The following is a 12,581-nucleotide window of genomic DNA, read 5'->3' as shown; positions in this document are numbered from 1 at the left end:
CAGGATCAAGCAGGGCGGCGTTCGTTACTCTGGATCCTGACTTTCGTCAGGATGACGGAGTTCTGGAGGGCGACGCGCTCTCCCCTAGTGGGAAGCACGCGCCGAGGTCCTCAGCTCCGCTCGCGATTACCGCGGTACGGGGGTTTCCGAGCAGGAGCCGGGCCGCCACGCGGGGCCGCACGGTGCAGCGTCGAGCGCGGACCGCTCGCATTGCTGCGACCACCGCCGCCGCCGTCATGCCGAGCGCCGCTCTCGGGCGCACCCTGCATCGCCTCGATCGCCACGCCGCTCTCTTCCTCGCCAGCCTGCGCCGTACGCTGGATCGCCGCCGAGAACCGCGACGCAACCGCACGCGGAATCTCGAACGCGGTCTCGTTCGGCCCAATCCGGATCGCCCCGATCTCGGACTTGGTGATATGCCCGCGACGGCAGATCAGCGGCAGGATCCAGCGCGGATCGGCATTCTGGCGACGACCGATGTCCATGCGGAACCAGACGGTGTCCTCGAAGCCCGCGCGCGGCCCCTGCGAACGCTCGTCCTGCGTCGGCTGCTTGCTCTGGTCGATCAGATCCTCGGCCTGCGGCATCGTCGCGCGGTGCATGTGCACCAGCGCGGCGGCGATATCCTCCGGCGTCTTCTCGGCCATCAGGCGGACGGCGAGTGCGCGATCCTCCTCCTCGACCTCGACCGGCTGCAACAGCATGCCGATCAAGCGCTCGTGATCGTTCTTGCGGATGTCCTCCGCGGTCGGGGCGTTGACCCACTCCGCGTTGATCTTCGCACCACGGAGCATCATCTCGACGCGACGGCGACGCGGGAACGGCACGATCAGGACGGCGGTGCCCTTCTTGCCCGCACGACCGGTACGACCCGAGCGATGCTGGAGCGTCTCGGCATCGCGCGGCAGTTCGACGTGAACGACGAGGCTCAGCGTGGGCAGATCGATACCGCGAGCCGCAACGTCGGTCGCGACGCAGACGCGCGCACGACGATCGCGCAGAGCCTGAAGCGCCGCGTTACGCTCGTTCTGCGAATGCTCGCCCGACAGCGCGACGGCGGCAAAGCCACGCTCGACGAGGCTCGCATGCAGGTGACGCACATTGTCGCGCGTGGCGCAGAACAGCATCGCCGTCTCCGCCTCGTGGAAGCGCAGCAGGTTGATCACCGCATGCTCGATCTCGGACGGCGAGACCGTGACGGCCTGGTACGAGATATCGCCATGACCGCGATCCTCGCCGACGGTAGAGATCCGCAGCGCGTCCTTCTGATAGCGCTTGGCGAGCGCGACGATCGGCCGCGGCATCGTCGCCGAGAACAGCAAAGTGCGACGCGCTTCAGGCGACGCGTCGAGAATCTGCTCGAGGTCTTCGCGGAAACCCATGTCGAGCATCTCGTCGGCTTCGTCGAGCACAGCGACCTTGAGGGCTGACAGGTCGAGCGCGCCACGCTCAAGGTGATCGCGCAGACGGCCCGGCGTGCCGACGACGATATGCGCACCGTGCGCGAGCGAACGACGCTCCTTGGAGGCGTCCATGCCGCCGACGCAGGTCGAAATGCGCGCACCGGCCTTGGCATAGAGCCACATCAGCTCGCGGCTGACCTGGAGCGCGAGCTCGCGAGTCGGCGCGATGCAGAGCACGAGCGGCTTGTGCGGCGCGGGCAGGCGCTGGACGCCGTCCTCGCCGGCTTCACCGAGCAGCTCGCCAGCCATCGCCAGGCCGAACGCCACGGTCTTGCCCGAGCCGGTCTGCGCCGACACGACGAGATCCCGACCGATCGCATTGTCCTCGATCACATGAGCCTGGACGGGGGTGAGCGCGGTATAGCCGCGCGCTTCGAGCGCCTCGGAAAGAAGCGACGGAATATTTGTAAAAGGCATGTACGTCCTAATTGGTGGCCGGCTTACGCAACGGCAAGGCACTGGCGTGGTGGTCCCTACAGGACTTGACCCGCGGCCCACCCGCTCGCCCATGCCCATTGGAAGTTGTAGCCGCCGAGCCACCCTGTGACATCGACCGCTTCGCCGACTGCATACAGCATTGGTACGCGTTTGGCTTGCATTGTTTGCGAAGAGAGTTCCGCGGTGCTGATTCCGCCCGCGGTGACCTCGGCCTTGGCATAGCCTTCGGAGCCGTTTGGCGTGAATTGCCAATGGCTTAGCGCACGTTCGGCGTCCTGGAGCTTGCGGTCGGTGAGCGTGGAAATCTCGTTCGTCATGCCCAAACGCTCGCTCAAAGTCTCCGCGAGTCGGTCCGGGAGCGTGTTGCCGAGCAGTTTTCGGAGAGTCGCGCGCGGCGTGGTACGCTTGGCGGCGGGCAGCCAGCCGGACTCGCGGTCGGGGAGAAAATCGATCCCGACAGGCTGACCGTTGCGCCAATAGGACGACACTTGGAGGATCGCGGGGCCGGACAGGCCACGGTGCGTGAACAGCGCGGCTTCGCGGAACGCGGTCTTGCCGGCGGTCGCGACGACTTCGGCGGCGACTCCGGACAATTCTCGGAACAGCGTCTCGTCGCCGCCGAGCGTCAGTGGGACGAGTGCGGGGCGTGGCTCGACGACCTTCAGGCCGAACTGGCGGGCGAGGTCATATGCGAACCCGGTCGCGCCCATCTTCGGGATGGACGGCCCCCCGGTGGCGATCACCAGCGCGGGTGCGGTGACGGTGCGGCCGTCGAGCGACACGCGGTATTGGCCGTCCGCATGCTCGACGCTTGTGACTGCCCGCCCGAGCGACAGGTCGACGCGGCCCTTGTCGCATTCGTCGAGCAGCATTTCCACGATCTGCTTTGCGGAGCCGTCGCAGAAGAGTTGGCCGAGCGTCTTCTCGTGCCACGCGATGCCGTAGGATTCGACGAGCGCGAGAAAATCCTGCGCGGTATAGCGGCCGAGCGCGGACTTGGCGAAATGCGGGTTGGCGGAGATGTAGCGGTCGGCGGCGGTGTGGACGTTGGTGAAATTGCACCGTCCTCCGCCGGAGATCAGGATCTTCTTGCCCGCCTGGTCGGCGTGATCGACGAGCAGGATCTTCCGCCCACGCTGCCCGGCGACGGCGGCGCACATGAGGCCGGCTGCGCCTGCGCCGAGGATGATCGCGTCGTAGTCGGACAAGTGTAGCTCCGTGCTGCTTCGGTCAGCAGCCGCCAATTAAGAGTGTTTCCCCGCGAAGGCGGGGACCCAGACTGGGCTCCCGCCTTCGCGGGAGAACAAGAAGGGGTGGTCGCTGTAGCGTGTTCGGGGTGTGCCACATAGGGAGTGCCCCGCATAACTGTTGGCCACACCGCGTCCAACACCAGAACCACCCCGGCGAAGGCCGGGGCCCAATTGGGAGATGGAAATGACGCACGTCACGCGCCGTTACCACGACCTTTCCAATTGGGCCCCGGCCTTCGCCGGGGTGGTGCCATTGGGGGCCGAATTTTCCGACGATATGGCGAAGGTTGCTGCGGGCCTTTCTACTCCCTCTCCCCTCCGGGGAGAGGGTCGGGGTGAGGGGCAGCCAAGCAATGCACCGCCAAGAACAGCCCCTCACCCAACCCTCTCCCCGGAGGAAGAGGGCTCTTCGTCACCTCACCGCAGCTTGGCGATATTCAGCGAATCTTCCTTCGCCCGCACCTTCACCGATTCCTCGCTCCGCGTCAGCGCCTTGGCGATCGCCTTCAACGCCATGCCCTTCTTCGCCAGCGTATGCAGCTTCTGGATCTCGTCCTGCGTCCACGCCTGCCGATGCCGCTCGAATTTCGCTTCAGCCATCAGCCATCATCCTTATCGATCGCCAGCACCTCGATCGCGTCCGGCTTGTCCGCAAACGCGACCGTCTCGCCAACCGCCGTGCCCATCAGCGCACGCGCCAGCGGTGCCGAGAATGCCAGCCGATCCTCGCCAGGCTCGGCCTCGTCGCCACCGACGATCGCGATAACCCGCTCCGCCCCGTTCATCCGAACACGGACGCGCGAACCGATTCCGACTTCATCATCCTCCGGCGAAGGCGCGAGTTCGGCGGTCGTCTGGCGCGTGTGCCAATAGCGCAGGTCGCGCAACAGCAGCTTGCGCGCCTCCTCGTCCGTCTCCGCCGCAACCGCAGCCTCGATCTCGGTCACGCGCTCGCCGAGCAACCGCAGCCCACGCGCCGTGACCAGATTAGGCCCCGGCGCGATCGGCTGTTCGAACTTGGGTTCGAGATGTTCCTCGTCACTCTCGCGACGAAACGCGACGCTCATGCCATCACTTCAGGCACGCAACGATCCCGGCGATCGCCGCCAGCGTGCCGTCGACGTTCTTCACCTTCACGACGTCCAGCCCAAGCTGCTCTGCCGGATAATCGTTCCCACCCGGGAAGATCGCGTCGCCGATGAACATCATCTTGTCGAGCGCGATGCCGCTCGCCTCGTTGAGCTTCTTCAGCCCGTAAGCCTTGTCGACACCCTCACGCGTGATGTCGATCGAAGTCGCGCCGCCCATGTTGATCGACAGCCCCGGCAGGCGCTTCTGCAGATCCGCCTGGATCACCTTGCGCTTGGCGAAGTCCGGATCCCAGCTGTGCTTGGCATCGATCGGTGCTTCCTGGCCCAAGGCAGAGAACGTGATCTGACTGCCACGATCCTCGATCCGCTCGCCCCAGGTCTTCTCCGGCACGAAGCCGGTCGCCTCAAGCGACTCGTCGAACGCCTTGAGGATCTTCTGCTTCTCGTCGTCCTCGAACAGCTCGGCATACACCGCGCGCCATTCGCCATCGAACCGGTACAGCTTGGTGCCGGTCGTCGGCATCAGCCACAGCTTGGTGCGGTCCGCGCGCTCGGGCAGGCGCGACGCGACCTGCTTTTCGAACTGCGGCCAGTCGCCACCCGAGATCACCGCGACATGCGCGACGTCGAGCAGGTTCGCCAACGCCTCGCCCATCGGCTCCTGCAAGGGCTGCTTGCTCTCGGCCAGCGTTCCATCAAGGTCGAAGGCAACGAGGTCTTTCATGCGGAAACTCCAGTAAGGATAAACGTGTCGATCGCGTGCGCGACGCCGTCGGCATCGTTCGCGCTGGTGATCTCGTGCGCGACGTCGCGTACAGTCTGCGGCGCGTTGCCCATCGCAATCGCCAGCTTGGCGCGCTTGAGCATCGCAATGTCGTTAGCCTGATCGCCGATCGCCGCGGTCTGCGTCAAGCTGATGCCGAACGCGTCCGCCAGTTCCTCGATCCCGCTACCCTTGTTGCCGGCCACCGGCGTGATATCGAGATAATAGGTCTGCGACTGGACGATCGTCGCCTTGGTATCGAACTTCGCGGCGACCTTCGCGTGCAGGTCGCGCAACAGGTCCTCGTCATCGCTGACGAACGTCACCTTGTCCGCCTTGGCGAGCAGCTCGGTGAAGTCGGAGACGATCACCGGATCCTGCGCGGAGGCCTTCTTCTCGCTGCCGACATGGCCGCCCTGGTCGGTGCTGGCGTACCAGACGTCGTCCGCGAAGAACCACGTATCGACCGGCGCATCGCCGATGATCTCCATCGCGCCGCGGACGACGTCAACGTCGATCATGTGGTGCTCGATCACGGTGCCGTCGCGCTTGAACACGATGCCGCCGTTGAACGCGCCCATCGGCTCGTCGATGCCGAGCAAGTCCGCGATCGGCATCATCCCCGAGCGCGGCCGCGCGCTGATGATCGTGAAGCCGAGGCCCGCCGCCTTCAGCCGCTTGACCGCGTCGACGGTTGCGGGCGTGACCTTCTTCTCCTTGTCGACGAGCGTGCCGTCGACATCGGAGACGAGGAGCTTGATATCGCTCATGCCACCGCTCACTGCGGCATCTCGACGTGACCGCCAAAGCCATAGCGCATCGCCGACAATAGCTTGTCGCCGAACGTGTGGTCCACGCGGCTGCGATAGCGCGCATACAGCGCCGCGCTCAGCACGTTGGCGGGCACCTTCTCCTCCATCGCCGCATCGATCGTCCACTGCCCCTCGCCCGAGTCCGCGACGCTGCCGCTGAACCCTTCGAGCGTGCCGTCCTTCGCCAGCGCGATCGCCGACAGGTCGAGCAGCCATGACGAGATCACGCTGCCGCGACGCCAGACTTCGGCGACGTCGGTCAGGTTGATGTCGAAGCGCTCCTCCTCGACGACATGCTCGCCCGACTTCCCCTTGAGGATGTCGAAGCCCTCGGCATAGGCCTGCATCAGGCCGTACTCGATGCCGTTATGGACCATCTTCACGAAGTGCCCGGCGCCCGAGGGGCCAGCGTGGATATAGCCCTTCTCGGCGCGCGGATCGGCCTGACCCTCGACGCGGCCCGGCGTGCGGACGATCGTTCCCATGCCCGGCGCGAGCGTCTCGAAGATCGGATCGAGCAGGTCGACCGTTTCCTTGTCGCCGCCGATCATCATGCAATAGCCGCGCTCGAGGCCCCACACGCCGCCCGACGTGCCGACGTCGACATAGTGGATGCCCTTCTCGGCCAGTTCCTTCGCGCGGCGGACGTCGTCCTTGTAGAAGCTGTTGCCGCCGTCGATGATGATATCGCCCGAGTTCGACTTCGCGGCGATCGCCTGGACGGTGCTCTCGGTCGGCTCGCCGGCCGGGACCATGACCCACCAGATTGCCGGCGTGTCGAGCTTCTCGCGCATGTCGTCGAGCGAGTCCGCACCGATCGCACCGTCCGCGGCGAGCTTCTTCACGGCTTCGGCATCGCGGTCGAACGCGACGACTTCGTGGCCGTTCTTCATCAACCGGCGCGCGATGTTGCCGCCCATCCGGCCGAGGCCGATCAGTCCGATCTTCATGGGGAATTCCTTGTGTAGGGGGTGCAACGCCAAATCCCGTCACCCCGGACTTGTTCCGGGGTCCATCGTTCCGCGAAATCGAACCTGTCGGATTCGCGGAACGTGGATGCCGGAACAAGCCCGGCATGACGTAGACTTACGCCGTCGCGGGCTGCTTCTTGGCAATCGAGCCGAGCAGGTCGTCGAACGCCTTGACGAACGACGCGACGCCCTCTTCGACCAGCTTGCCGGTCACGCCGTCGAGGTCGAGCCCAAGCCGCTCGGCTTCCGCCAGAATATGCTTCGCACCCTCGACGTCCTGCGTGATCGTCTCCGCCGCGGTGCCGTGGTCGCGGAACGCGTCCATCGTCTTTGGCGGCATCGTGTTGACCGTATCCTTGCCGATCAGCGTGTCGATGTAGAGCGTGTCGGGATAGCTCGGATCCTTCACCCCGGTCGACGCCCACAGCAGACGCTGCGGCTGCGCGCCCTTGGCGGCAAGCGCCTGCCAGCGATCCGACTTCAGGAAGTCGAGATACCATTGATACGCCATCTTCGCGTTGGCGATCGCGACCTTGCCGCGCACCGCCTTGAGCGCCTCGGCCTCGGCATCGCCCTTCTCGAGGCGTGCATCGATCTCCTTGTCGATCGACGAGTCGATCCGGCTCACGAAGAAGCTGGCGACGCTGGCGATCTTGTCGATCGGCTGCCCCTGCTTGACGCGCTCCTCAAGCCCTGCGGCATAGGCCTCGGCAACGCGGATATACGCGTCGAGCGCGAACAGCAGCGTGACGTTGACGTTGATGCCGCTAGCGATCGTCGACGAGATCGCCGGACCGCCCGCAAGCGTACCCGGGATCTTGATCATCAGGTTCGGCCGGTCGACCGCAGCCCAAAGCTTCTTCGCCTCGGCGATCGTCGCGTCGGTATCGTCCGAGATATACGGCGACACCTCGAGGCTGACATAGCCGTCCTTGGCGTCGAGCTTGTCGTAGACCGGCTTCAGCGTCTCTGCCGCCGCCTTGATGTCCTGAATGGCCAGATGCTCGTAACGGTCGATCGTCGCCGCGCCGGCATGCTGCTTGTCGTATTCGGCCAGCGTCGAGTCATAGGCATCGCCGTGACCCATCGCCTTTTCGAAGATCGACGGGTTCGACGTGACGCCGGTCAGTCCGTCCTCGTCGACGAGCTTCTGGAGACCACCGGCCTCCAGGAACTTCCGGTCGACGAAATCGAGCCATACCGCCTGGCCGAAGCCTTCGAGATCGTTGAGCGCACCCATCACTTGGTCTCCATCACTTGGCGGGCGACCTTGACGACATTGTCGACGGTGAACCCGAACTTGTCCTGCAGCTTGGCGAGCGGTGCCGAAGCCCCGAACGTCGACATCGTCACGGTCGCGCCGTCGAGCCCGACATAGCGGTCCCAACCGATCGACCCGGCCATCTCGACCGCAACGCGCGCCCGCACTTCGCGCGGCAGCACGCTTTCCTTGTACGCGGCATCCTGCAGTTCGTAGCGATACCAGCTCGGCATCGACACGACCCGGCTCTTCACACCGTCCGCGGTCAGCTTCTCGTGCGCCTCGACGACCAGCGACACTTCGCTGCCGGTCGCGATCAGGATCACGTCGGGCGTGCCGTCGCTATCCGCGAGGACATAGCCGCCCTTTTCGAGCCCATCGGCGCTTGCGTACTTGGTCCGGTCGAGCGTCGGCAAAGCCTGGCGCGACATGATCAGCGCGGCGGGCGTGCTGGCGTCCTTCAGGACCGCCTTCCATGCCGCGACGACTTCGTTCGCGTCGCTCGGACGGATCGTGTCGAGGCCGGGAATCGCGCGCAGCGTGGCAAGATGCTCGATCGGCTGATGCGTCGGGCCGTCCTCGCCGACGCCGATCGAATCGTGCGTGAACACCCAGATCGCGCCGACCTCCATGATCGCCGACAGGCGCACCGGCGCGCGCATATAGTCGGCGAACACCAGGAAGGTGGAGCCGTAGGAGCGCAGGTGCGACAGCGCCATGCCGTTGACGATCGCGCCCATGCCGTGTTCGCGGATGCCGAAATGGAAGTTCCGGCCGGCGTAATTCTCCGCCTCGAACGAGGGCTGGCCCTTGATGTCGGTCTTGGTCGACGGCGCGAGATCGGCCGAACCACCGATCAGCCACGGCACCTTCGCCGCGATCGCGTTGAGCACCTTGCCGCCCGAATCACGGCTGGCGACTCCCTTGGCGTCCGCCTCGAAGGTCGGGATGTCGGCATCCCAGCCCTCGGGCAGCTCGTCCTTGAGCAGCAGATCGAGTTCCGCGGAAAGCTCTGGATAGGCACCGCGATACTTGTCGGTCAGCGCGACCCATTCGTCGCGCAGCTTGGCGCCACGCTCGGCGATGGCACCGTTAAAATGCTCGATCACGCCGTCCGGCACGTAGAACGACTTGTCCTCGGGCCAGCCATACGCCTGCTTGGTGAGGCGGATATTCTCCTCGCCGAGCGGCTCACCGTGCGCCTTCTCGCTACCCGCCTTGGGGCTGCCGTAACCGATCACCGAATGCACGACGATGAAGGTCGGCTTGTCGGTGGTCGCCTTGAACGTCTCGATCGCGCGGCTCAGCGCAGCAGTGTCGTTCGCGTCGTCGATGTGGATGACGTTCCAGCCATAGGCGTCGAAGCGCAGGCCGACATCCTCGTCGAATGCGAGATCGGTCGCGCCCTCGATCGAGATGTGGTTGCTGTCGTAGATCCAGCACAGGTTGCTGAGCTTGAGGTGGCCGGCGAGGCTCGCCGCCTCGGCCGAGACGCCCTCCATCATGTCGCCGTCGCCACAGATCGTGTAGACGTCATGGTCGAACAGCGTGAAGCCGTCCCTGTTGTAGCGCGCCGCGAGCCAGCGCTCGGCGATCGCCATGCCGACCGAATTGCCGCAACCCTGGCCGAGCGGACCCGTCGTGGTCTCGACGCCGGTGGTGTGACGATATTCCGGGTGACCGGGGGTTTTCGACGACAGCTGGCGGAACTGCTCGATGTCGGCGAGGCTGACGGCCTCCTTGCCGGTCTTGTTACCCTCGGCGTCGATCTCTTCGATCTTGGCGAGGTGGATCAGCGAATAGAGCAGCATCGACGCATGGCCGACCGACAGCACGAAGCGGTCGCGGTTGGGCCAGTCGGCGTGCTTGGGATCGTAGCGCAGGAACTTCGACCAGAGCGTGTAGCCGACCGGCGCGAGCGCCATCGGCGTGCCGGGATGGCCCGAATTGGCCTTCTGCACCGCGTCCATCGACAGCGTGCGGATGGTATCGATCGCCAGACGCTCGGGGGAGCCGTCCTCGTGCAGCATGGGGTCCGCCTTGGGGGCGGCGGTTGCGGTATCGGTCATGGAAGAAGCCTCGCTCTAGACGGTGACCGAACGCCGCGCATCCGATCTGGTTGCCAACATAGGATGCCTTTAGTCGGATGCACCCGTCCGTTCCAGTCGCGTAACGACGCCGTTCGTAGCAATATACGCGGCATCGACCTCGTCGAGGAACAGCCCGTGGCCGAGAATACCGGGGATCGCGGCGAGAGTGGCGGCGATTGCGCGGGGGTCTTCGAGGGTCGCGAAGTGGCAGTCGACGACGAGATTGCCTTGGTCCGTCCGGTAGTTGTCGCGGATGACAGGCGCAGCGCCGATGTCGGTGAGAACGCGCATGACGTAGGCGCTGGCGAAGGGGAGCACCTCGACCGGCAGCTTGGCGGCGCCGATCCGGTCGACGCGCTTGGAGCCGTCGGCGATCACGACCATCCGTGCCGAGCTTGCGGCGACGATCTTCTCCCGCAACATCGCGCCGCCTGCGCCTTTGATCGCGAAACAGCGCGAGTCGATCTCGTCCGCGCCGTCGATCGTGAGGTCGACCTGGGCGATGGCGGCGAAGTCGAGGATCTCGATGCCGAGCTCGCGGGCGAGTTTGCCGGAAGCGTCCGATGTCACGACCGCGCGGATCTGCAACCCTTGGGCGACCCGCTCGCCGAGCGCCTGGATTGCGAACGCCGCGGTCGAGCCAGTCCCGAGTCCAACCAGCATCCCGTCCCGAACTTCCGCCACTGCAGCAACGGCGGCGGTCTTCTTGTCATCGTCGATCGAAGCCATCAGCCCACCCCATCCGTCATGCCGGGCTCGTTCCGGCAACCACTGCTCAACGCCCTCGCGACAATTTGGTTTGGAGGACTCGCACACAAAGCACCACCCCGGCGAAGGCCGGGGCCCAATTGGGGAACGTCGCTAACGAAGCGCAGTCCCTCGTTACCACGACCTCTCCAATTGGGCCCCGGCCTCCGCCGGGGTGGCACCGTGGCTCAGGGCACGTACGGTGGCTGCATGGTAGTCCGTGTGGTTGCGGGAGCGCACTCTTCCTTGTTCTCCCGCGAAGGCGGGAGTCCAGTCTGGGTCCCCGCCTTCGCGGGGAAAGAATCTTCTTGGTTTGCCGAGCGCTTCACCCCCCACACAATCAAACAGGTTACTCTTTCTTCCCTATTTCTCACCCCTGCTTTTCAACTGACATACTTCTGGTACATCCTCGTGGTTTAGCCCGGCCAACACATGATCGCGGATTACCAAACTTGATAGCCACACGATTTTCTGCGCGGCGGTGCGCCATTCTGCTGGTGCCCGCACTGGCACTCGCGGCCTGCTCCGGCGGCGACGACAAGGCGCAAGGCAAGGCCGGCCGCGGCGGCCAACCGGGCCAGGGCACACCGACCGTCGGTTATGTCGTCGTCCAGCCGACCAGCGTCGCGATGACCACCGAACTCAGCGGCCGCACCACTGCGTTCGAAAGCTCGGACGTCCGCCCCCAGGTCACCGGCATCATCCGCCGCCGCTTCTTCACCGAGGGCACGCTCGTCAAGAAGGGCCAGCCGCTCTACGAGATCGACCCGCGCCTCTACCGCGCCGCCGCCAACGAGGCGCAGGCCAACCTCCAGAGCGCGCGCGCCAACCAGCAGGCACAGACCATCCTCGCGCAGCGTTACAAGCCGCTCGCCGAGATGGAAGCGATCAGCAAGCAGGATTACACCAACGCGGTCGCCACCTCGCGCCAGGCGACAGCCTCGGTCGCGCAGACCCGCGCCGCGCTCGAGACCGCGCAGATCAACCTCAAGTTCACCACCGTCCCCGCACCGATCACCGGGCGCATCGGCCGCTCGCTGTTCACCGTCGGCGCGCTCGTCTCGGCGACGCAGGCCGATCCGCTCGCGCAGATCCAGCGACTCGATCCGATGTTCGTCGACATCCAGCAGTCGTCCGGCGACCTGCTCGCGCTGCGCCGCTCGCTCGGCCAGAACGGCATCGTCGCGACCCGCGCCGAAGTCCGCCTGACGCTTGAGGACGGCAGCGAATATGGCGCGACCGGCAGCGTCGAGTTCGCCGAAGCGCTGGTCAATACCGAGACCGGCACCGTGACGCTGCGCGCGCGCTTCCCCAATCCGCAGGGGCTGCTGCTCCCGGGCATGTTCGTCCAGGCCAAGTTCGCGCAGGCGATCAACCAGCGCGCGTTCCTCGTGCCGCAGGCGGGCGTCTCGCGCGATGCGAAGGGCAATGCGACGGTCTACGTCGTCGATGCGAACAACAAGGCGGTACAGAAGAAGATCAAGGCAGACCGCACGCAGGGCGCGTTCTGGGTTGTGACCAGTGGGCTCAACCCCGGCGATCGGATCATCACGCAAGGCCTGTCGAAGATCGCGCCGAACCAGGGCGTGAAGCCGGTGCCGGAAAACACCGCGCAAAAGATCGAAGCGCCCAAGGGCACCTCTGATGACGGGTCCTCCGGTGGCGACTCCAGCCAGAAAAAGGCCGGCTAAGCCC

The 12,581-nt window shown here is 65.5% G+C and carries 11 protein-coding genes; 1 reads left to right on the top strand and 10 read right to left on the bottom strand.

All coding sequences use genetic code 11. The features are described 5' to 3' along the window. Positions 1 to 110 precede the first annotated feature (110 nt). The 10 genes from ASG20_RS16115 to rpiA all read right to left on the bottom strand — a co-directional run bounded on the left by ASG20_RS16115 (position 111) and on the right by rpiA (position 10,868). A complete protein-coding gene (locus tag ASG20_RS16115) occupies positions 111 to 1,880 on the bottom strand; it encodes a DEAD/DEAH box helicase (RefSeq protein WP_056055171.1) in 1,770 nt (589 codons plus the stop codon). Positions 1,881 to 1,936: 56 nt separating this feature from the next. Beyond that, positions 1,937 to 3,109 (bottom strand): NAD(P)/FAD-dependent oxidoreductase, encoded by a 1,173-nt coding sequence (locus ASG20_RS16110; protein WP_269083218.1) that lies wholly within the window; start codon positions 3,107 to 3,109, stop codon positions 1,937 to 1,939. Between the two features lie 459 nt (positions 3,110 to 3,568). Further along, positions 3,569 to 3,751 (bottom strand): hypothetical protein, encoded by a 183-nt coding sequence (locus tag ASG20_RS16105; RefSeq protein ID WP_055881387.1) that lies wholly within the window; start codon positions 3,749 to 3,751, stop codon positions 3,569 to 3,571. Then, the gene (locus tag ASG20_RS16100) at positions 3,751 to 4,218 is read right to left on the bottom strand and encodes a GreA/GreB family elongation factor (protein ID WP_056055169.1); all 468 of its coding nucleotides are present in this window, start codon (positions 4,216 to 4,218) and stop codon (positions 3,751 to 3,753) included. Before ASG20_RS16100 ends, ASG20_RS16105 begins: the two co-directional genes overlap by 1 nt. Positions 4,219 to 4,222: 4 nt before the next feature. Then, positions 4,223 to 4,966: an HAD-IIB family hydrolase gene (locus ASG20_RS16095; RefSeq protein WP_056055166.1), complete on the bottom strand. Its 744-nt coding sequence runs from the start codon at positions 4,964 to 4,966 to the stop codon at positions 4,223 to 4,225. Continuing rightward, positions 4,963 to 5,775: an HAD family hydrolase gene (locus ASG20_RS16090; RefSeq protein WP_201780738.1), complete on the bottom strand. Its 813-nt coding sequence runs from the start codon at positions 5,773 to 5,775 to the stop codon at positions 4,963 to 4,965. Before ASG20_RS16090 ends, ASG20_RS16095 begins: the two co-directional genes overlap by 4 nt. A gap of 8 nt (positions 5,776 to 5,783) precedes the next feature. Continuing rightward, the gene (gnd, locus tag ASG20_RS16085; protein WP_056055160.1) at positions 5,784 to 6,767 is read right to left on the bottom strand and encodes a phosphogluconate dehydrogenase (NAD(+)-dependent, decarboxylating); all 984 of its coding nucleotides are present in this window, start codon (positions 6,765 to 6,767) and stop codon (positions 5,784 to 5,786) included. A gap of 136 nt (positions 6,768 to 6,903) precedes the next feature. Beyond that, on the bottom strand, positions 6,904 to 8,028 hold the full coding sequence (gene tal / locus ASG20_RS16080) for a transaldolase (RefSeq protein ID WP_056055156.1): 1,125 nt from the start codon (positions 8,026 to 8,028) through the stop codon (positions 6,904 to 6,906). Further along, a complete protein-coding gene (gene tkt, locus ASG20_RS16075; protein ID WP_056055153.1) occupies positions 8,028 to 10,118 on the bottom strand; it encodes a transketolase in 2,091 nt (696 codons plus the stop codon). The genes tal and tkt overlap by 1 nt, the downstream gene beginning before the upstream one ends. 69 nt (positions 10,119 to 10,187) lie before the next feature. Next, complete coding sequence (gene rpiA / locus ASG20_RS16070) at positions 10,188 to 10,868, bottom strand: ribose-5-phosphate isomerase RpiA (RefSeq protein WP_056055151.1); 681 nt, start codon at positions 10,866 to 10,868, stop codon at positions 10,188 to 10,190. 512 nt (positions 10,869 to 11,380) lie between these two features. On the opposite strand from rpiA, the gene ASG20_RS16065 reads away from it, so the two are divergent. After that, positions 11,381 to 12,577, top strand: a complete 1,197-nt coding sequence (locus tag ASG20_RS16065; protein WP_082471053.1) for an efflux RND transporter periplasmic adaptor subunit — start codon at positions 11,381 to 11,383, stop codon at positions 12,575 to 12,577. The last annotated feature ends 4 nt before the right edge of the window (positions 12,578 to 12,581 follow it).

The organism is Sphingomonas sp. Leaf198 (assembly GCF_001424005.1).
Taxonomy (GTDB): domain Bacteria; phylum Pseudomonadota; class Alphaproteobacteria; order Sphingomonadales; family Sphingomonadaceae; genus Sphingomonas.
This window is presented reverse-complemented; position numbering and strand designations above follow the sequence as displayed.

Coding starts and splice junctions, on each gene's coding strand:
- ASG20_RS16115 (WP_056055171.1), bottom strand. CDS start 1,880: ATGCCTTTTACAAATATTCCGTCGCTTCTTTCCGAGGCGCTCGAAGCG.
- ASG20_RS16105 (WP_055881387.1), bottom strand. CDS start 3,751: ATGGCTGAAGCGAAATTCGAGCGGCATCGGCAGGCGTGGACGCAGGAC.
- ASG20_RS16100 (WP_056055169.1), bottom strand. CDS start 4,218: ATGAGCGTCGCGTTTCGTCGCGAGAGTGACGAGGAACATCTCGAACCC.
- ASG20_RS16095 (WP_056055166.1), bottom strand. CDS start 4,966: ATGAAAGACCTCGTTGCCTTCGACCTTGATGGAACGCTGGCCGAGAGC.
- ASG20_RS16090 (WP_201780738.1), bottom strand. CDS start 5,775: ATGAGCGATATCAAGCTCCTCGTCTCCGATGTCGACGGCACGCTCGTC.
- gnd (WP_056055160.1), bottom strand. CDS start 6,767: ATGAAGATCGGACTGATCGGCCTCGGCCGGATGGGCGGCAACATCGCG.
- tal (WP_056055156.1), bottom strand. CDS start 8,028: ATGGGTGCGCTCAACGATCTCGAAGGCTTCGGCCAGGCGGTATGGCTC.
- tkt (WP_056055153.1), bottom strand. CDS start 10,118: ATGACCGATACCGCAACCGCCGCCCCCAAGGCGGACCCCATGCTGCAC.
- rpiA (WP_056055151.1), bottom strand. CDS start 10,868: ATGGCTTCGATCGACGATGACAAGAAGACCGCCGCCGTTGCTGCAGTG.